16 protein-coding genes are annotated in these 19,270 nt (G+C 63.8%); 10 read left to right on the top strand and 6 right to left on the bottom strand.

The genetic code is table 11. The features are described from left to right. The first annotated feature begins 134 nt into the window (after positions 1-134). The 5 genes from VGO04_RS08935 to VGO04_RS08915 all read left to right on the top strand — a co-directional run bounded on the left by VGO04_RS08935 (position 135) and on the right by VGO04_RS08915 (position 7,542). Positions 135-959, top strand: a complete 825-nt coding sequence (locus VGO04_RS08935; RefSeq protein WP_327495593.1) for an alpha/beta hydrolase fold domain-containing protein — start codon at positions 135-137, stop codon at positions 957-959. An 85-nt stretch (positions 960-1,044) separates the two neighbouring features. Further along, positions 1,045-2,244 (top strand): efflux RND transporter periplasmic adaptor subunit, encoded by a 1,200-nt coding sequence (locus VGO04_RS08930; RefSeq protein ID WP_327495592.1) that lies wholly within the window; start codon positions 1,045-1,047, stop codon positions 2,242-2,244. A gap of 128 nt (positions 2,245-2,372) precedes the next feature. Continuing rightward, positions 2,373-5,558 (top strand): efflux RND transporter permease subunit, encoded by a 3,186-nt coding sequence (locus VGO04_RS08925; protein WP_327495591.1) that lies wholly within the window; start codon positions 2,373-2,375, stop codon positions 5,556-5,558. Between the two features lie 207 nt (positions 5,559-5,765). After that, positions 5,766-6,959: a succinyl-diaminopimelate desuccinylase gene (gene dapE / locus VGO04_RS08920; protein ID WP_327495590.1), complete on the top strand. Its 1,194-nt coding sequence runs from the start codon at positions 5,766-5,768 to the stop codon at positions 6,957-6,959. Then, positions 6,946-7,542: a hypothetical protein gene (locus tag VGO04_RS08915; protein WP_327495589.1), complete on the top strand. Its 597-nt coding sequence runs from the start codon at positions 6,946-6,948 to the stop codon at positions 7,540-7,542. Before dapE ends, VGO04_RS08915 begins: the two co-directional genes overlap by 14 nt. A gap of 8 nt (positions 7,543-7,550) precedes the next feature. On the opposite strand, the gene truA is transcribed toward VGO04_RS08915, so the two are convergent. The 3 genes from truA to def form a co-directional block, all read right to left on the bottom strand. Next, the gene (gene truA, locus VGO04_RS08910) at positions 7,551-8,294 is read right to left on the bottom strand and encodes a tRNA pseudouridine(38-40) synthase TruA (RefSeq protein ID WP_327495588.1); all 744 of its coding nucleotides are present in this window, start codon (positions 8,292-8,294) and stop codon (positions 7,551-7,553) included. Continuing rightward, a complete protein-coding gene (fmt, locus tag VGO04_RS08905) occupies positions 8,294-9,229 on the bottom strand; it encodes a methionyl-tRNA formyltransferase (protein ID WP_327495587.1) in 936 nt (311 codons plus the stop codon). The genes truA and fmt overlap by 1 nt, the downstream gene beginning before the upstream one ends. Positions 9,230-9,336: 107 nt before the next feature. Further along, the gene (def, locus tag VGO04_RS08900) at positions 9,337-9,861 is read right to left on the bottom strand and encodes a peptide deformylase (protein WP_327495586.1); all 525 of its coding nucleotides are present in this window, start codon (positions 9,859-9,861) and stop codon (positions 9,337-9,339) included. 151 nt (positions 9,862-10,012) lie between these two features. On the opposite strand from def, the gene VGO04_RS08895 reads away from it, so the two are divergent. The 3 genes from VGO04_RS08895 (at position 10,013) to VGO04_RS08885 (ending at position 14,935) form a co-directional block, all read left to right on the top strand. After that, complete coding sequence (locus tag VGO04_RS08895) at positions 10,013-11,206, top strand: DNA recombination protein RmuC (RefSeq protein ID WP_327495585.1); 1,194 nt, start codon at positions 10,013-10,015, stop codon at positions 11,204-11,206. A 53-nt stretch (positions 11,207-11,259) separates the two neighbouring features. Further along, a complete protein-coding gene (locus tag VGO04_RS08890) occupies positions 11,260-12,159 on the top strand; it encodes a ribokinase (RefSeq protein WP_327495584.1) in 900 nt (299 codons plus the stop codon). Positions 12,160-12,529: 370 nt separating this feature from the next. Further along, positions 12,530-14,935, top strand: a complete 2,406-nt coding sequence (locus tag VGO04_RS08885; RefSeq protein WP_327495583.1) for a methyl-accepting chemotaxis protein — start codon at positions 12,530-12,532, stop codon at positions 14,933-14,935. Positions 14,936-15,010: 75 nt separating this feature from the next. Here VGO04_RS08885 and VGO04_RS08880 read toward each other — a convergent pair whose 3' ends face one another. Then, positions 15,011-15,955, bottom strand: coding sequence for a nucleoside hydrolase (locus tag VGO04_RS08880; RefSeq protein WP_327495582.1), 945 nt, complete (start codon positions 15,953-15,955; stop codon positions 15,011-15,013). A 255-nt stretch (positions 15,956-16,210) separates the two neighbouring features. Here VGO04_RS08880 and VGO04_RS08875 point away from each other — a divergent pair, with 255 nt between their 5' ends. Next, positions 16,211-16,642: an Hsp20 family protein gene (locus VGO04_RS08875; protein WP_327495581.1), complete on the top strand. Its 432-nt coding sequence runs from the start codon at positions 16,211-16,213 to the stop codon at positions 16,640-16,642. A gap of 47 nt (positions 16,643-16,689) precedes the next feature. Then, positions 16,690-16,947: a DUF1150 family protein gene (locus VGO04_RS08870; RefSeq protein WP_173515366.1), complete on the top strand. Its 258-nt coding sequence runs from the start codon at positions 16,690-16,692 to the stop codon at positions 16,945-16,947. A gap of 166 nt (positions 16,948-17,113) precedes the next feature. Here VGO04_RS08870 and trmB read toward each other — a convergent pair whose 3' ends face one another. Next, positions 17,114-17,812 (bottom strand): tRNA (guanosine(46)-N7)-methyltransferase TrmB, encoded by a 699-nt coding sequence (trmB, locus tag VGO04_RS08865; protein WP_327495580.1) that lies wholly within the window; start codon positions 17,810-17,812, stop codon positions 17,114-17,116. 152 nt (positions 17,813-17,964) lie between these two features. After that, the gene (metK, locus tag VGO04_RS08860) at positions 17,965-19,236 is read right to left on the bottom strand and encodes a methionine adenosyltransferase (protein WP_327495614.1); all 1,272 of its coding nucleotides are present in this window, start codon (positions 19,234-19,236) and stop codon (positions 17,965-17,967) included. Positions 19,237-19,270: the final 34 nt, after the last annotated feature.

The raw sequence follows: 19,270 nt of genomic DNA, 5'->3' as shown, positions 1-19,270 counted from the left end.
GAGCCGTGATTGTTCGAGAATACGAATAGTGTAGTCAGTTTGAAAAGACTATTCCAGACAGAAGACAATGTTATTCTCCTATCGTGGCTTGTAGTCGCCACATGTGGGTTGAGCTCGGGCCGAAGGCAAGAGAGATGGGCGAACTGTTCAAAGTGGAGACGATGCAGACCGGCCAAGGCTGCTGCACGGCACGCGTCTACCGCGGCGAAGCTTTGCTCAATCCGCCGCCGGTCGTGCTGCACCTGCATGGCGGCTCGTTCATGGGCGGAACGATCGCCGCCGGCGAGCGCGTCGCCGAGGCGCTGGCGGCAGCCGGAGCGGTGGTGATCTCGCCGGAATATTCGGCGGCCTGCCTCAATCCGTTTCCCGCAGCCCTTGATGTGGCCTATGCCATGCTGTCGTCGATGCGTGCGCGCTGCCCGCAGTTCGCACACAAGAAGTCGATGTTGTTCGTGGCCGGTGAAGAGGCGGGCGGCAATGTTGCGGCCGGCGCGGCACTGATGGCACGCGACCAGTATCTGACGGACCTCAAGGGCCAGATCCTCTTGTCGCCGATGCTCGATCCGTGCCTGGCGACGGAATCGTTTCGGCAATACTGTCCGCAGTCCTCGGCGCAATCGATCGCCGACGGCTGGCAGCGCTATCTCGGCCAAAGCGGTGGCTTCACCCACCCCTATGCCGCACCGGCCCACTGCACGCGGCTTGCCGGCCTCGTACCGTCGCTGATCGTGACCAGCGAGGAGTGTCCGATGCGCGACGAGGCGGAAGCCTATGCCGGGCGCCTGCGTCAGGCGGGCGTGACGGTTGAAACCCACGTTCTTCCCGGGCGGGCCGGATGGTTGCCGCAGAATGCGGCTTCCGGTGAAGCCTGGACTGCCCAGCAGCAAGAAATTACCGGCATCTTCTCCCAGTTCTTCCAGAAGGCGGGGGCAAAGCCGGCGGAAATGACGGTGCGTTAGACGCGGGGCAGCGGTTCACCCAGCCCCTCCCCCCGATCTGACATCGAAAGCAAAGCGCCGGCTCCCAACCGGCAAGGAGAGAAAAATGACATCGACAGTGACCCGCCGGGCCCTTTGGGGCGCCGGCCTGAGTATCCTTTTGTCCGTCGCCGGCGGCGCTGCCGTCATGTTCGGTGTTCCGCATTTCGAAGCGGATGCCGCGACCGACGCAGCGGCGGCGCCGCCACCGGCCGTTCCGGTTTCGGTGGCACGCGCGCAGTCCAAGCGCATCACCACCTGGGAAGAGTTTTCCGGGCGGCTCGAAGCGATCGAGCGGGTCGAAGTTCGCCCCCGCGTCGGCGGCGCCATCCTGAAAGCCCATTTCCGCGAAGGCGCGCTCGTCAACAAGGGCGACCTGCTTGTGACGATCGATCCGGAGCCATTTGCTGCCGCCGTCGAGCGGGCAAAGGCGCAGGTTTCGGCCGCAGAAGCGCGCGTTTCTCTCGCCAAGATCGAACTCGATCGCGGCCGCAAGCTGGTGACCACCAGCGCCGTGCCGCAGAGCAGCGTCGACCAGCGCGCCAGCGCCTATGACGAAGCGCAAGCCGAAGTCCGCTCGGCCAAGGCGGCGCTGCGCACGGCCGAACTTGACCTGCAATATACCGAGGTGCGGGCACCGATCTCCGGCCGCGTCGGCCGTCTCGACATTACCGCCGGTAACCTCGTTGCTGCCGGCTCCGCCTCGCCTGTGTTGACGACGCTCGTCTCGGTCGATCCGATCTATGCGAGCTTCAACGCCAGCGAAGAGGTGGTGACGACGGCACTGGCAAGGCTTGCGGCTTCGACCGGCGGCAGCGCCATCGAGCGCATTCCGGTCCAGGTCGGCACCGCCGCCGACGAGGGCACACCGATCTCGGGCCATATCCAGCTCATCAACAACGAGGTGGATGCGGCAACCGGCACGATCCGCGTGCGCGCCGCACTCGAGAATGCCGACGGGAAGCTGATCCCCGGCCAGTTCGTCCGCATCCGCATCGGCGAGCCGGACCCTGAGGAGAAGCTTGTCATCAGCGATCGCGCCATCGGCTCCGACCAGGACAAGAAGTTCGTCTTCGTCGTCGGCACCGACAACAAGGTCGAATATCGCCAGGTGAAGCTCGGGCCGAATTCCGACGGTCTGCGCATCGTCGAAAGCGGCCTGAAGACTGGCGAGAACATCGTCGTCAACGGCCTGCAGCGGGTTCGCCCCGGCGTCGTCGTGGCGCCGCAGCAGGTCGAGGAAACGACCGCCTCGATCGCCAACTAATCTGAAGCGCCTCTTTGCCCGGTGCGAAGAGGCGGCCCAGGCATCACTCAGCAGACACCTTGCCGCGCGGCGACGCTTTTCGCCGCGCACGGGCGAGCTCTGCCCGAACTCATCCCAAGGGGGATACCATGAACTTCTCACGCTTCTTCGTCGACCGCCCGGTCTTCGCGGGCGTATTGTCGGTCCTGATCTTCGTGGCCGGCCTGATCGGCATGACCGGTCTGCCGATCTCCGAATATCCCGAAGTCGTCCCGCCGCAGATCGTCGTGCGCGCACAGTATCCGGGCGCCAACCCGGCCGTTATCGCCGAGACGGTGGCGACGCCGCTTGAGGAACAGATCAACGGCGTCGAAGACATGCTCTACATGCAGAGCCAGGCGACGGCCGACGGCCTGATGACGCTGACCGTCACCTTTGCGCTCGGGACCGACCCGGACCAGGCCCAGCAGCTCGTGCAGAACCGCGTCTCGCAGGCCGAGCCGCGGCTGCCCGAAGAGGTGCGCCGCCTCGGCGTCACCACGGTCAAAAGCTCGCCCGACCTGACCATGGTCGTGCACCTGCTTTCGCCCAACGGCCAGTACGACATCAACTATCTGCGCAACTACGGTGTGCTGAACGTCAAGGATCGGCTGGCCCGCATCGAAGGTGTCGGCCAGGTGCAGATCTTCGGCGGCGGCGACTATTCGATGCGCATCTGGATCGACCCGCAGAAGGCGGCCGAGCGTGGCCTTGCCGCCGGCGACATCGCCAATGCGGTGCGCGGCCAGAACGTCCAGGCGGCAGCCGGCGTCATCGGCGCCTCGCCGTCCGTTCCGGGTCTCGACCTGCAGCTCTCCGTCAACGCGCAAGGGCGCCTGCAGACGCCTGAGGACTTCGAGAACATCGTCGTCAAATCCGGTGCTGAAGGGGAAGTAACCCGGCTCGGTGACGTCGCCCGCGTCGAGATGGGCGCGTCCGACTATTCGCTGCGTTCGTTGCTCGACAACAAGCCCGCCGTCGGCATGGCTGTCTTCCAGGCTCCTGGCTCGAACGCGATCCAGATTTCCGACGACGTGCGCAAGGCCATGGCCGAGATGAAACTCACCATGCCCGAGGGCGTCGAATACAGCATCGTCTACGACACGACCCAGTTCGTGCGCGCCTCGATCGAATCTGTGGTCGACACGCTGCTTGAAGCGATTGCGCTTGTCGTGCTCGTCGTCATCATCTTCCTGCAGACCTGGCGCGCCTCGATCATCCCGCTCGTCGCCGTTCCGGTCTCGATCGTCGGCACCTTCGCCGTCATGTATGTCTTCGGCTTCTCGATCAACGCGCTCAGCCTCTTCGGCCTGGTGCTGGCGATCGGCATCGTCGTCGACGACGCGATCGTCGTCGTCGAAAACGTCGAGCGCAACATCGAGCAAGGTCTGTCGCCCGTCCAGGCGACCTATCGCGCCATGCAGGAAGTCTCGGGCCCGATTATTGCGATCGCGCTGGTGCTCGTCGCGGTGTTCGTGCCCCTTGCCTTCATCACCGGGCTCACCGGCCAGTTCTATCGCCAGTTCGCGCTGACGATCGCAATCTCGACGGTGATCTCCGCCCTCAACTCGCTGACGCTGTCGCCGGCGCTGGCCGCCCTTCTGCTCAAGGACCACCACGCGCCAAAGGACTGGCTGACGCGGGTGATGGACAGGCTGTTCGGCTGGTTCTTCCGCGCCTTCAACCGCTTCTTCGGAGCGAGCTCGGAAGCCTATGGCCGCGGCGTCGGCCGCATCCTGACGCGCAAGTCGCTGATCATGGTCGTCTATGTCGTGCTTCTCGGCGTTACGTTCACGCTGTTTCGCGCAGTCCCCGGCGGCTTCGTGCCGGCGCAGGACAAGCAGTACCTGATCGGCTTTGCCCAGCTTCCAGATGCCGCCACGCTTGACCGCTCGGAAGACGTGATCAAGCGCATGAGCGAGATCGCGCTCAAGCACCCGGGCGTCGAAAACGCCATCGCCTTCCCGGGCCTGTCGATCAACGGCTTCACCAACTCGTCGAACTCCGGCATCGTCTTCGTCGCCTTGAAGCCCTTCGAGGAACGCAAGACACCCGAGCTGTCCGGCGGCGCGATCGCCATGCAGCTCAACCAGGAATTCGGTGTCATCCAGGATGCTTTCATCGCCATGTTCCCGCCGCCGCCCGTCCAGGGTCTCGGCACGACCGGCGGTTTCAAACTGCAGCTGGAAGACAAGAACGGCCTCGGCTACCAGGCGCTCGACGAGGCAGCCAAGGCCTTCCTCGCCAAGGCCTACCAGGCACCCGAACTGGCCGGGCTCTATTCGAGCTACCAGATCAACGTGCCGCAGCTCTATGCCGACCTTGATCGTGTCAAGGCACGACAGCTCGGCGTGGCCGTCACCGACGTCTTCGAGACCCTGCAGATCTATCTGGGCTCGCTCTACGTCAACGACTTCAATGCCTTCGGCCGAACCTACAGCGTGCGCATGCAGGCGGACGCCAATTACCGCAGCCATGCCGACGACATCGGCAAGCTGAAGGTGCGTTCGCAGTCCGGCGAGATGATCCCGCTGTCGGCGCTGCTGAAGGTCGAGCAGACGGTGGGTGCCGAACGGGCGATCCGCTACAACGGCTTCCTGTCGGCCGACATCAACGGCGGCCCGGCACCGGGCTTCTCGTCCGGCCAGGCACAGGCAGCCATCGAGCGCATCGCCGCCGAAACCCTGCCGCCGGGCATCGGCTACGAGTGGACGGACCTGACCTACCAGCAGATCCTTGCCGGCAATTCGGGCCTGCTGGTGTTCCCGCTGGCGCTGCTGCTCGTCTACCTCGTGCTGGCGGCCCAGTATGAAAGCCTGACGCTACCGATCGCCATCATTCTGATCGTGCCGATGGGCATCATGGCGGCATTGGTGGGTGTCTGGCTGACGGGAGGCGACAACAACGTCTTCACCCAGATCGGTCTGATCGTCTTGGTCGGGCTATCGGCGAAGAACGCCATCCTGATCGTCGAGTTCGCCCGCGAACTGGAACTGTCAGGCAGCACGCCGGTGAAGGCGGCGATCGAGGCAAGCCGGCTGCGTCTGCGCCCGATCCTGATGACCTCGATGGCCTTCATCATGGGTGTCGTGCCGCTTGTCATGTCGACCGGCGCCGGTGCGGAAATGCGCTCGGCCATGGGTGTTGCGGTCTTTGCCGGCATGATCGGCGTTACCGCCTTCGGCATCTTCATGACGCCGGTCTTCTACGTGCTGATCCGCAAGCTCGCCGGCGAGCGGCCACTGAAGCACGCAGGCGCCCACATCGAGGCGCCGCATCTGGCGCCTGGAGAATAAAGCCCCTCTCCTCCCATTGCGATCTTCAGGCGGGCCGGATCACTCCGGCCCGTTGAAGCTGCGGCGCTGCGCCTCCGCCCAGGCGCGGCGCCGTTTTGCAACCCGCGCGACAGTTCCCATCTCACGTGACAGGTCGCTGACTATCGGATAAACCAGCAGCCTCCATTCCCAAGGCCCCATGCGGCCATGCAGACGGCATAGCGTTAGATGACCTCCACCGATCCGATCGCCAATCTCGCCACCCTCATTCGTTGCCCCTCGGTCACCCCGGCCGAAGGCGGGGCGCTGTCCGCGCTCGAAGCCATGCTGAAACCGCTCGGTTTCGCGGTCGACCGCGTGACGGCGAAAGAGGCCGGTACGCCCGACATCGAAAACCTCTATGCGCGGCTCGGAACCGAAGGCCCGCACCTGATGTTCGCCGGCCATACCGACGTTGTCCCCGTTGGCGACGAGGCCGCCTGGAGCCACGCGCCGTTTTCGGCCGACATCGCCAATGGCGAAATGTATGGCCGCGGCGCTGTCGACATGAAGGGCGGCATCGCCTGCTTCGTCGCGGCGGTTGCCCGCCACATCGAAAAGCATGGCCCTCCGAAGGGCTCGGTCTCCTTCCTGATCACCGGCGATGAGGAAGGTCCGGCGATCAACGGCACCACCAAGCTTCTGCAATGGGCGGCCGACAAGGGCGAGCGCTGGGATGCCTGCCTCGTCGGCGAGCCGACCAATCCCGACCAGCTCGGCGACATGATCAAGATCGGCCGGCGCGGTTCGCTTTCCGGCCGCATCACCGTCCACGGCGTTCAGGGGCACGCGGCCTATCCGCACCTTGCCGACAGCCCGGTGCGCGGCATCCTGCAACTGACACAGGCGCTGATGGACCCGCCTTTCGACAACGGCACCGAGAGCTTCCAGCCCTCCAATCTCGAAGTCACGACGATCGACGTCGGCAACAGCGCGGTCAACGTCATTCCGGCGAAGGCCACAGCGGCCTTCAACATCCGTTTCAACGACACCTGGACGGCCGAGAGCCTGATGGCCGAGATCATCGCCCGTCTCGACCGTGCCGCAGCAAGCGGCAGCTTGCGCCCCGACCGTGCGCCGGTTCGCTACGAGATCACCTGGGCCGAGCGCCCGAGCCACGTGTTTCTCACGCGCAACAACGCGCTGATCTCATCGCTCTCAGGTGCAGTCGAGGCCGTCACCGGACGCCAGCCGAAGCTGTCGACGACCGGCGGCACTTCTGACGCACGCTTCATCAAGGACTATTGCCCGGTGGTCGAATTCGGCCTGGTCGGCCAGACCATGCACATGGTCGACGAACGCGTCGCCGTCGCCGACCTCGAGACGCTGACGACCATCTATGAAACCTTCATTTCCAGCTGGTTCGGTCATGCCGCTGCTTGATGAGGTGCTCGCCTATATCAAGGGCATCTGGCTTCTGGCGCAGGGCAAGGACGAGGGTTTCCGCTGGCTCGATTTCAGCGAGAGCGGCCTCTGGCGCTCGTTCACCTCGATGCTCTGGTGCCTGCCGGCGATTGCCGTCACCTGGGCGTCCTGGCGGCTTTACTACCTCTCGGCAATGCCTGATGGCACCACGATCGGCATAGGCTTCGTCTTCAAGCTGCTGGTCGTCGATCTCGTCAGCTGGCTCTTGCCGCTGGTGCTGATCACCGTCCTGTCCCGACCGCTCGGCTTTGCCGGCGCCGTGGTGCCGATCGTCGTCACCACCAATTGGCTGTCGGTGCCGCTCTCCTATGCGATGGCGGTGCCCGCAGCGATACGGATGCTCATTCCCGGAAGCCAGGGCCTGACCAGCATGATCTGGCTGACATTGCTGGTCGTCAGTGTCGCCGCGCTCTTCCGGCTGCTGCGGATGATTACCGGCGACCAGACGCTGCTCGCCTCGGCGCTGACCGCACTTTTCCTGCTGCCGTCGATGATGATCGGCGATCTGTTGCAGAGGTTCTTCGGCCTGATCCCGACCTGACCTCGGGATCAATAATCCACTTGCAGGAAATAGAGACCGTCCGGTGGGGCCACGGGGCCGCAGGCCTTGCGGTCGCGCGCTTCGAGTGCGGCCTGCAGATCGTCCGGGGTCCACTTCCCTTCGCCCACCAGCTTCAGCGAGCCGGCGAAAGAGCGGATCTGGTTGTGCAGGAAGCTCTGCGCCGTCGCGCGGATCTCGATGACACCGGCAACCAGCGCGACATCCAGCCGGTCGAGCGTCCGCACCGGGCTCGCCGCCTGGCAATGGGCGGAGCGGAACGTGGTGAAGTCGTGATGGCCGACGAGCCGCTGGGCGCCTTCGTGCATCGCCGCGTGGTCGAGAGGCTTGGGCACCCACCAGGCGCGCCGGGCTTCGAGCGCCAGCGGCGCCGGCCGCGAAATGATCCGGTAGAGATAGTGACGGCGCAGCGCGGAGAAGCGCGCGTCGAACTCCGGCGCAACTTCCTCCGCTTCGAGGATCGATACCCGCTCGCCGCCCATCGCCAGATGGGCGTTCAGCGCATTGCGCAGCGTATAGGGTTTCCACGCCCGCGTGAGATCGGCATGCATCACCTGGCCGCTTGCGTGCACGCCCGAATCCGTTCGCCCGGCGCCGCGGATCGAGACGGTCTCACCTGTCAGTGACAGGATGGCCTTCTCAATCGCGCCCTGCACCGACTGGCCGTTGTCCTGCCTTTGCCAGCCGACATAATCAGAGCCGTCATATTCGACGGTCATCTTGAACCGCGGCATCAGCCGACCCTCGTGCCGACAGCAACGGGGTTCCCATGCAGGAAGTCGGCGGCACCGAGCGCCTTGCCGCCAGCGCGTTGCAGGCGCGTGAGGCGCAAGGCGCCCTCGCCGCAGGCAATCGTCAGCCTATCGTCAAGCACCGCGCCGGGCGCACCAGTGCCGGATGCCAGCTCCGAGTTCAGCAACTTGACGCGTTCGGGCTTGCCGGCGATTTCAAGCTCGAACCAGGCGCCCGGGAACGGCGACAGGCCGCGGATATGGTCGTGCGCCTCTTTTGCGCTCAGGGCGAAATCGATGCGGGTTTCCGTCTTGCTGATCTTTGCGGCATAGACGACACCCTCTTCCGGCTGCGGTGTCAGCGGCAGGTCGCCGGCTTCAAGCTTGGCCATCGCCTCCCGCATCAGCGCACCGCCCACCTGCATCAACCGGTCGTGCAGTTCACCTGCCGTCATGGTCTCGCCGATCTCAACAGTCTTGGTGAGAGCAACCGGGCCGGTGTCCAGCCCCTTGTCCATCTTCATCACCATCATGCCGGTCTCACGGTCGCCGGCCATGATGGCGCGCTGGATCGGCGCTGCACCGCGCCAGCGCGGCAGAAGAGAGGCGTGGCCGTTGTAGCAGCCGAGCTTGGTGCCGGTGAGGATCGCTTCGGGCAGAAGCAGGCCATAGGCAACGACAACGGCGACATCGGCGTCGAAGTCGCGGAAGGTCTGGCGATCCGTCTCGTCCTTGAAATTGACCGGCGTCAGCACGGGAACACCGAGCAGCTCGGCCGCCTGATGGACCGGCGACTTCTGCAGGTCGAGCCCGCGGCGGCCGCCCGGCCTCGGCGGCTGCGTATAGACAGCAACGATCTGGTGGCCGGCCTCGGCGAGCGCTGCGAGCGTCGGCACCGAGAATTCCGGCGTGCCCATGAAGATGATGCGAAGCGACAAGGCGGCGAACTCCGTCCTTTTGAAATCAGGCCCCTTCAAACGGGTTTCCCGGCTTCAAATCAAGCCCTTCGCGCGAATTGTCTCGGCTGCGTCCGCGCCCAGCGGCTTTAGATCGCCTTGGCGCCGCGGGTCTTGGACGCCTTGGTGAACTTGCGGATCACCATGTCGCGCTTGAGCTTGGAGATATGGTCGATGAACAGCACGCCGTTCAGGTGGTCGATCTCGTGCTGCAGGCAGGTGGCCAGCAGGCCGTCGGCTTCGATCACCTGTTCCTTGCCGTCGCGGTCGAGATGCTTGACCGTGATGGCGGCCGGACGCTCGACCTCGGCGTAGTAATCCGGGATCGACAGGCAGCCTTCTTCGTAGACCGAAAGCGCATCGGACGACGCGACGATTTCCGGGTTGATGAAGACGAGCGGTGACTTCTCGTCGCCTTCCTTCGACACGTCGAGCACCAGCATGCGGCGGGCGACGCCGATCTGGATGGCGGCAAGGCCGATGCCGGGCGCGTCGTACATGGTTTCGAGCATGTCGTCGGCCAGACGGCGAACGTCCGCGTCGATGGTCTCGATCGGCGTGGAAACCTGGCGAAGCACAGGATCGGGAAGGATGATAAGCGGCTTGATCGTCATATCGCTCCCATAGCCGATCTTTCCGTCGGCGTGCAAGAAAATTGCCTTGCCACCCGCAGTCCTCGACGCTGGCGCGCGTCGCGTTAACCGAACACGGTGAATGTTCTTGTTTTGATCTACCGTTTAACGACGAATCTGTTAGGCTTGCAACATGGAACCTGCGCCGCTCGACCTCTCCCAACCGCTGTTTTTCGTCGGCACCCTGCCGGTCACTCTAGGCCATCTCGCGATAGCCGCCGGCTTGATGGTGGCCGTGTGGCTGCTGGTCGTGCTGACGCGTCGGCGCGATAACCGCGACGAGGAGAGGCAGGAGCAGATGGCGACGTTGCTCGCCGCCCAGACGGAGATGCAAGGCCGGATCGCTGCCATGGCAGACGTATTCGGCGCCCGCCAGGCCGAACTCAACCAGACGCTCAGCCAGCGCATCGACGGCATGACCCACCGCATCGGCACGTCGATCAGCGAACAGACCAAGGCGACGCACGAAAACCTCAGGCGGCTGCAGGAGCGCCTGGCCGTTATCGACACCGCCCAGAACAACATCCAATCGCTCGCCAAGGACATGGCCGGGCTTCAGGCCATTCTGTCGAACAAGCAGACGCGCGGCGCTTTCGGCCAGTCGCGCATGGAAGCGATCATCGCCGACGGACTGCCGATCGGCGCATTCGAATTCCAGGCGACGCTGTCGAACGGGGCGCGTCCCGATTGCACCATTCGCATGCCGAACGGCCAACCGCCGCTCGTCATCGACGCCAAGTTCCCGCTCGAGGCCTGGAATGCGATGCGCGACGCGCCAAGCCCGGAGCGCCGCCAGCAGATCGCGCAACTCTTCCGCCGCGACATGGAAACCCATGTCCGCGATATCGCCAGCAAGTATCTGATATCAGGCGAGACGCAGGACACGGCCTTCCTCTTCGTGCCGTCTGAATCGATCTTCGCCGATATCCACGAGCATTTCGAAGCGATCGTGCAGAAGGCGCACCGCCAGCGGATTGTTATCGTCTCGCCGTCGCTGCTCCTGCTGTCGATCCAGGTGATCCAGGCAATCCTCAAGGATGCGCGCATGCGCGAGCAGGCCCACCTGATCCAGGGCGAAGTCGCAAGGCTGATGGAGGATCTGGGCCGTCTCGACGAGCGCGTGCGCAAGCTCCAGGGCCATTTTGCCATGAGCCAGAAGGACGTCGAGGACATTCTGGTGTCCTCCAGCAAACTGACCCGTCGCGGCGCCAAGATCGAAGCGCTTGAGCTCCAGGCTGAGGGCGCCACGCGAGAGACAAGCGACCCACGCCCCGCCGTCGACAGCCGTACCGGTCAATTGCGCCTGCGGGTGGTTGACGAGGACTGAGGCTCTCGGGCACTCTCCGGCCCACTTTTGAAATCCGACGGGACATTTTTCACATGATCACAGTTTTTGGGTCCATCAACATGGACCTGATCGCCACCACCGCACGCCTTCCGAAGCCCGGCGAGACGGTTGCCGGAACAGGCTTTGCCACCGCGGCCGGCGGCAAGGGAGCAAACCAGGCGCTTGCCGCGCGCCGCGCCGGAGCAACGGTCAAGATGGCAGGCGCGGTTGGCAAGGACAGTTTCGCCGACGGTGCGCTCGAACTGCTGAAAGGTGCCGACGCCGACCTGTCGCTGACCAAGGCCGTCGACGCGCCGACCGGCACGGCGCACATCCTCGTCGGCGGTGACGGTGAAAATGTCATCGTCGTCGTCGCCAGCGCCAACGCGACAGTCAGCGAAGCCGATGCCGTTACTGCGGTCGATGGCATGAAGCCGGGCGACACGCTGATGCTGCAGCTCGAGATCCCCGCGGCTTCGGTGGAGAAGGCCCTCAATGCCGCCAAGCAGAAGGGCGTGCGCTCGGTCATCAACATCGCACCTTTGACGCCCGAGGCCGCTCGTCTCGGCCGCATGGCCGATATCGTCATTGCCAACGAGACCGAATTCGAACTGCTTGCCGGCAAGTCCGGTATCAGCGGTACCGAGCGGGAAGAGGCGATGAAGGCGCTGCACGCCGAGACCGGCCAGACCGTCATCGTGACCGTCGGTGCTGAAGGCGTTGTTGCTGTCCACGAAGGGCAGATCCAGCGGGCGAAGGGCCTAAAGATCGAGCCGGTCGATACGGTCGGCGCCGGCGATACCTTTTGCGGCTACCTCGCCGCCAGCCTCGATGCGGGCATTGACTTCCCCGATGCGCTTCGCCGCGCAGCCGTTGCCGGCTCGCTCGCCTGCCTGAAGAGCGGCGCGCAACCGTCGATCCCGCTTTCGTCGGAAGTGGCGGCGCGCCTCTAGATCCCAGGCGTGATTGCAGTTTAAGGACAGCACGGGACGTGGGCGAAAACGGCTCGCGTCCTTTTTTCGTTCCGCCATTCAGACGGCTATCCCCTCCTTGAAGAGGCGCTTGCGCAATTCGGACAGGCGATGTCGCGGAGGCAAAACTTTGCGCGCAATTTTATCAAAGCGACGCGTGAATTAGCGTTCGCGTTGGCCCTATCTTAAGATTCTCCGGTCTATTCAGGACCTTGAGAAAGCCGGTCGACATGATCCGGTCGTCTCCGACATGCCGGTCGGCATCTGACGCTCCATGATGGAGTCCACCCCCATTGCGAAATGCGTCCACCGCAGGCGATAGCCCGCGGTCCTCCCAGCACGTGAGGATTTCATGTTCAAGTTCCAGGCCAAATCGCTGGCGACCAAACTGATCGCGGTGACAGGCGGCACAATTGCACTCGTCCTGCTCGCTTCGAATTTCGTTCTCATTTCCCAGACACAGGATCGCGTCGAGACGCTGGTCCTCGAACAGGCGAACGGCGAAGCCCGCGCGATCGCCTCCGACATCGCCGGCGACGTCGGCGAGCTGGCAAGCGCCGCCCGCTCGATGGCCGGCGTCATTGGCCGGGCGCATGCCGAAAAGTCGATGGAGCGCACGGGGGTGATCAACGTGCTGAGGGCGAACCTCGAGCAGAACCCGTTTGCCTTCGGCAGCTGGTTCGCCGAAGAGCCCAAAGCCTTCGACGGCCGCCAGGAAGATGTCGTCAACAACAAGGAACTGGGTGGCAACGATCTGGGCATCTTCACGCCCTACTGGTCGAAGACCCGCAACAACGAAATCCAGTACTCGACCTTCAAGGCCGATTATCCGGCCGAATGGTATGCGCTGGCGGCAAAGAGCGGCAAGGGTGCGATCACCCAGCCCTATACGGCTGAGGGCACCGACGTTCCGACCGCAATGAGCTCGATCGCCTATCCCGTCATGTCGGGTGGCAAGCTCATCGGCGTCTCCGGCGTCGACATCTCGCTTGCATCGCTGGCCGAGGGCCTGGCGAAGCTGAAGCCGTTCGAAACCGGCCGCGTCTACCTGCTGTCGCAGAGCGGTAAGTGGCTGGTCGCGCCGATCCCGGAATTGCTGCTCAAGGAATATGACGGCGAAGGCAACGGTATCGTCAAGGACGCGCTTGCTTCCGGCAAGCCGGGCATCATTTCCAACCTTTCCTATGATGGCAACGAACCCTTCGACCGTCTCGTCTATCCCTTCGCGCTTTCCGGCGTGAACACCAGCTGGGTCGTGCTTGTCGACGTGCCGCGCACGGCGATCAACGCACCGGTCAAGGACCAGACCTACATGATGATCGTCGGCGGCCTCGTCGTTCTCGGCGCCGTGCTGCTCGGTCTTTACCTGGCCGTCCGCGGCTTCGTGCAGAAGCCTCTTGCTGCCCTCGTCAAGGACGTCAACAGCCTCAGCCACGGCGACTACACCAAGGCGATCGCCGGTCAGGACCGCTCCGACGAAACCGGCGAAGTCGCCAAGGCGCTCGAAGGTTTCCGCCATCAGCTGGCCGACACCAAGCGTCTCGAAGGCGAAGCGCGCCATGAGCGCGAACAGGCCGAACGCGAGCGTGGCCGCTCGGAAACCGAACGGGCGGAATCGAGCGCGCTTCAGCGCGACATCGTTGCCCGGCTCGGCAAGGGCCTGTCGCATCTGTCGTCCGGCGATCTCGCCTTCCGCATCAGCGACGAGTTCCCGGGCGAATATGCCCAGCTCAAGCGCGACTTCAACGCGACGATGGAGAGCCTCGAAGAGACGATCCGCACCGTCAACCATTCTGTCGTCAACATCGGCAACGGCACGAGCGAAATCAGCAGCGCGGCCAACGACCTGTCGCACCGCACCGAACAGCAGGCCGCAAGCCTGGAAGAGACGGCAGCCGCCCTCGACGAGCTGACCTCGCAAGTCAACGCCAGCGCCGAAAACGCCAAGGTCGCCGCCAAGTCCGTGGACGTGGCCAGCAGCGATGCCGGACAGTCCGGCGAAGTCGTGCAGAAGGCGATTGCGGCGATGAAGGGCATCGAGCAGTCCTCGCACGAGGTCAGCCGCATCATCGGCGTCATCGACGAGATCGCCTTCCAGACCAACCTTCTGGCGCTCAACGCAGGCGTCGAGGCTGCTCGCGCCGGTGACGCCGGCAAGGGCTTTGCCGTCGTCGCCCAGGAAGTGCGCGAACTTGCCCAGCGCTCGGCCAATGCCGCCAAGGAGATCAAGACGCTGATCAACACGTCGGCCGGACAGGTGCGCGAAGGCGTCGACCTCGTCGGCAAGGCTGGCGGTGCTCTCGAAAAGATCGCCGAGCAGGTGGTGCAGATCAACGGGCTCATTCGCCAGATCTCGAGCTCGGCCTCCGAGCAGGCCGTCGGCCTCAAGGAGATCAACTCGGCGGTCAACCAGATGGACCAGGTGACCCAGCAGAACGCCGCCATGGTCGAGGAAACGACCGCTGCCGGCATGGCGCTCAACGAAGAGGCCCGTACGCTCAGCACGCTGGTCTCGCGCTTCCGCGTCGCCCAGTCGTCGGGTACCGCTCAGCCGTCCTCCGCGGAGATGCTGCGCGGCACGGCCGATCGTATGCGTGCAGCTGAACGTCCGGCTCCGGCTCCGACCCCTGCCCGTGAGGCACGGCCGGCACCGAAGGCAAGCCCGGCGCGCAGCAACTACTCAGCCTCGACCCAGCGCGTGCTTACACAGACTTCGGGCGCCAACGCGCTTGCCCAGGACAACTGGGAAGAGTTCTGATCGAACGCAAGCAGACATGAAAACGGCGCCCATCGGGCGCCGTTTTTGTTTCAAGCGAGTTGATCGAGCGCGAATTCAGATGCGCGCCAGGCGCTCGGTCAAAAGATCGAAGAAGCCCTGGTCATCGACGAAACGCATGACCTTGGCATTGTGCGGGCGACCCGTCACCTGCCACCAGTCGACGACAGTCATGCCCGCCGTCAACGGCGACTTCGTTTCGATCTCGACGTTGCAATCCCGGCCGGTGAAGAGCTCCGGGCGGAGCAGATATGCAATCACGGTCGGGTCATGCAGCGGGCCGCCATCCGTGCCGTATTTCTCGATGTCGAAGCGCTCGAAGAATTCCAGCATCTCGGCCATGGCGATCGCCGGGCGGCTGCCAATATCGCGGATTTTCTGGACGCGCGCCTTGTGGGTAAGCACGCGATGGGTGACATCGAGCGGCATCATCACAATCGGGATACCCGAACGGAAGACGATATCGGCAGCTTCGGGATCGACGTATACGTTGAACTCGGCCGCCGGCGTGATGTTGCCGCCTTCGAAGAAGCCGCCTCCCATCATTACCAATTCCTTGACGCGGGGCGCGATGTCGGGCGCCTTCTCAAGCGCCAGCGCGACGTTGGTGAGCGGACCGAGCGTGCAGAGCGTCACGGTCCCTTCTTCTTCCTTGCGCAGCGTCTCGATAATGAAGTCGACTGCGTGCTGCTCTTCGAGCTTCATCGTCGGCTCAGAAAGCGTCGGGCCGTCCAGTCCGGTCTTGCCGTGCACGTGCTCGGCGGTCACCAGCGGGCGCGCAATCGGCTTGTCGGCACCGGCAAAGACCCTGACCTTCGGCCGATCGCAGATCTCACAGAGAATGCGGGCGTTGCGCGCCGTCAGCGCCAGCGGCACGTTGCCGGCGACAGCCGTGATGCCGAGGAGGTCGATCTCTTCGGGGCTTCCGAACGCCAGCATGATGGCGGCGGCATCGTCCTGCCCGGGATCGGTGTCTATGATTATCTTTCTCGGCACGGGCACTCTCTCGTCCTCCCTGGAACGCGTTGAATTGGGTCGACCTGACCCAGACCCAGGCGCGATCGAAACCCATGCAGCGGAGCGGTACGGGCGAAACGTCCTCCTGTACCGTTCTCGGATTCTGCGCTGCGGACTATGATTTGCGTGCACGCCGTAGGCAAGCGGCTTGCACTCATTGCGCACAGCTACCATATTGCCAGGAGGATGCTGCCAGGCAGGTCCGAACACCGGTCGCTTGATCTCGCAAGGACTTGAAGAATGAGCCGAATTACGCCCTTTACGAGCCCGCTGCTTTTGGGTTTCGACACCATGGAAAAGACCCTTGAGCGCATCGCCAAGGGCAATGACGGATACCCGCCCTACAATATCGAGCGCATCCGCGGCGACGAGTCGGCCGATGCGCCGGAGCGGCTGAGGATAACGCTCGCCGTGGCGGGCTTTTCGGATGAAGACCTCGAAGTCACGACCGAAGAAAACCAGCTCGTCATCCGCGGCCGCCAGGTCGACACCGGTGACCGCGACTATCTGCACCGCGGCATTGCGGCGCGCCAGTTCCAGCGCACCTTTGTCCTTGCCGACGGCATGAAGGTTCTCGGGGCGGAGCTTCGCAACGGCCTGCTCTCCGTCGACCTCATTCGGCCCGAGCCGGTCCGTATGGTAAAGAAAATTAACATTTCAGTCCCAGAGTAGGATAACCGGCGGGATTTTCCCCTCACCGGCGACCACGGAGTGTCACCATGGGACTGAAAGCCATCAGCTCGTCACTGTCGAAGAACGACCTTGCGCATCTCGGCGAAGGCGAAATCGGCTACATCCGGAAAATGCGCTCGGACGAGGTCTCACGCTGCTTTCCGGAAGCGCCCGAGATGGGACCGGGTATCGATCTCTGGGCCCTGTTTGGCGCCGACGGCACACCGATCCTTTTGACCGACAACCGGTCCAGCACCTTCTTCAAGGCGGCTGAGGACGATTTGAAGACTGTCACCCTGCACTGATCGGGCTGCCGTTCATGACGGCGTCACCCTGATATTTCGTTGAAAGCCGTCGCTTGCGTGAGCGACGCGAGTCGGAGCGGAAAACCGCTTCGCACTTTTCCCGGAATTGATCTTCTAGTCCGCAAGTCGGAGCGGAAAACCGCTTCGCACTTTTCCTGGAATTGCTTTAGACGCGCCGGAAGGTGAGATAGGCGGACTTGCGCCCTTCCCTGCGTGCCTTGGCCTCGTAGCGCGTGCTCGGCCATCCCTCATAGGGCGTCAGCCAATCAGCCGCATTTTTCGCCGTCCATTCGAAGGCGGCGTGATCGCGGCAATGCAACAGCGTCCAATTGACATAGGTGTCGATATCCGAGGCAAAGCAAAACAGCCCGCCCGGCTTCAGCACGCGCGCGAACCGGTCGAGGTTGACCTTCGACACGAAGCGGCGTTTCCAGTGTTTGCGCTTGGGCCACGGATCCGGATAGAGCAGGTCGATCTGGTCGATCGAAGCGGCTGGCAGCCAGTCGAGGACCTGGGTCGCATCGTCATCGTAAAGACGGATGTTGCTGACGCCGCGATCTTCGATATGGCCGACGAGCTTGGCCATGGAATTGACGAAGGGCTCAACGCCGATGAAGCCCGTCGAGGGCGTCTCCGCCGCGCGGTGGATCAGGTGCTCGCCGCCACCAAAGCCGATTTCGAGGCGCATGCGCTCGACGCCCTCTGGGTACATCGACTTGAGGTCGGCCGGGGCCGCTGACGAAAGATCGAGCTTCAGTGTCGGCAGGACGCTTTCCAGATGCGCCGCCTGCCGCTCGCGGAGCGGCTTGCCCTTGCGGCGGCCGAAGAAGGCCTCTGTTGCTCTGGCGCGGCGCGGTTCGGTCATGTCGTTCGTCCCTTGATCACACTGACCCCGCATCCCGACGATCCGAAGTCAAAATGAACGAAGCGGACGCTCCTTGCCGGAGCGCCCGCCCTGAATGTTGCAGCGCCTGATAGCAGGCCGCTGCTTTGTCTTCAATGCACGACTTGGCGCGCTTACGCGGCCGCCCGGCCGTTGATCGCACCGGCGTCTTCGTCGATCGCCGCCTTCAGCGGCTTCACCAGATCAAGCTTCTCCCAGGAGAAGGAGCCGTCACGACCAGCCTTGCGACCGAAGTGGCCGTAGGCGGAGGTCTTGGCGTAGATCGGCTTGTTGAGATCGAGGTGACGGCGGATACCGGTCGGCGACAGATCCATCGTCTTGCGGATGGCGTTCTCGACCTGGTCTTCCGAAACCTTGCCGGTGCCATGCAGGTCGACATAGATCGACAGTGGCTGGGCAACGCCGATGGCGTAGGACAGCTGGATCGTGCAACGGTCGGCAAGGCCGGCGGCAACGACGTTCTTGGCCAGGTAGCGCGCAGCATAGGCAGCCGAACGGTCGACCTTGGTCGTGTCCTTGCCCGAGAAGGCGCCGCCGCCATGAGGTGCTGCACCACCATAGGTGTCGACGATGATCTTGCGGCCGGTGAGGCCGGCGTCACCATCAGGACCGCCGATGACGAACTTGCCGGTCGGGTTGATGTACCAGGTGCAATCGTCGGCGATCTTCAGATCGTCGAGTGCTTCGCGGATGTAGGGCTCAACAACGGCGCGAACCTTGGCCGAATCCCAGCTATCGTCGAGGTGCTGGGTCGACAGCACGATCGAGGTGACTTCGGCCGGCTTGCCGTCGACGTAGCGGACGGTAACCTGGCTCTTGGCATCCGGGCCGAGCTTGGCGACTTCGCCCTCGCCCTTCTTGCGGGCGGCGGCGAGCAGGTTGAGGATGCGGTGCGAGTAGTAGATCGGCGCAGGCATCAGCTCGGAGGTTTCGCGGCAGGCGTAACCGAACATGATACCCTGGTCGCCGGCACCCTCTTCACCCTGCTTGTCGGCAGCGCTGTCGACGCCCTGGGCAATGTGGGCGGACTGGAAGTGCAGGAGAACGTCGATCTTCGCCGTCTTCCAGTGGAAACCGTCCTGCTCGTAGCCGATCTCGCGGATCGCCTTGCGCGCTGCAGACTTGAACTTCGAGGGATTGATGACGTCGTTGCCGTCCTTGTCCTTCTTCAGAAGGCTCGGCGGCAGGCGAACTTCGCCGGCAATCACGACGCGGTTGGTGGTCGCCAGCGTCTCGCAGGCGATACGAACGCCCCAGGGATCGACGCCGGTCTTGGCAGCTTCGCGGTAGACCAGGTCGACGATCTCGTCGGAGATACGGTCACACACCTTGTCCGGATGACCTTCGGCTACGGATTCACTCGTGAACAGGTAGTTTGCACGCATGCGGGAAGTCCCCTCAATGAAGAAAAAGCGCTGG

This window comes from Ensifer sp. (assembly GCF_035999185.1).
Classification (GTDB): domain Bacteria; phylum Pseudomonadota; class Alphaproteobacteria; order Rhizobiales; family Rhizobiaceae; genus Ensifer.
Note: the sequence above shows the minus strand (reverse complement) of the source record. Positions and strands in the feature narration are given on the sequence as shown.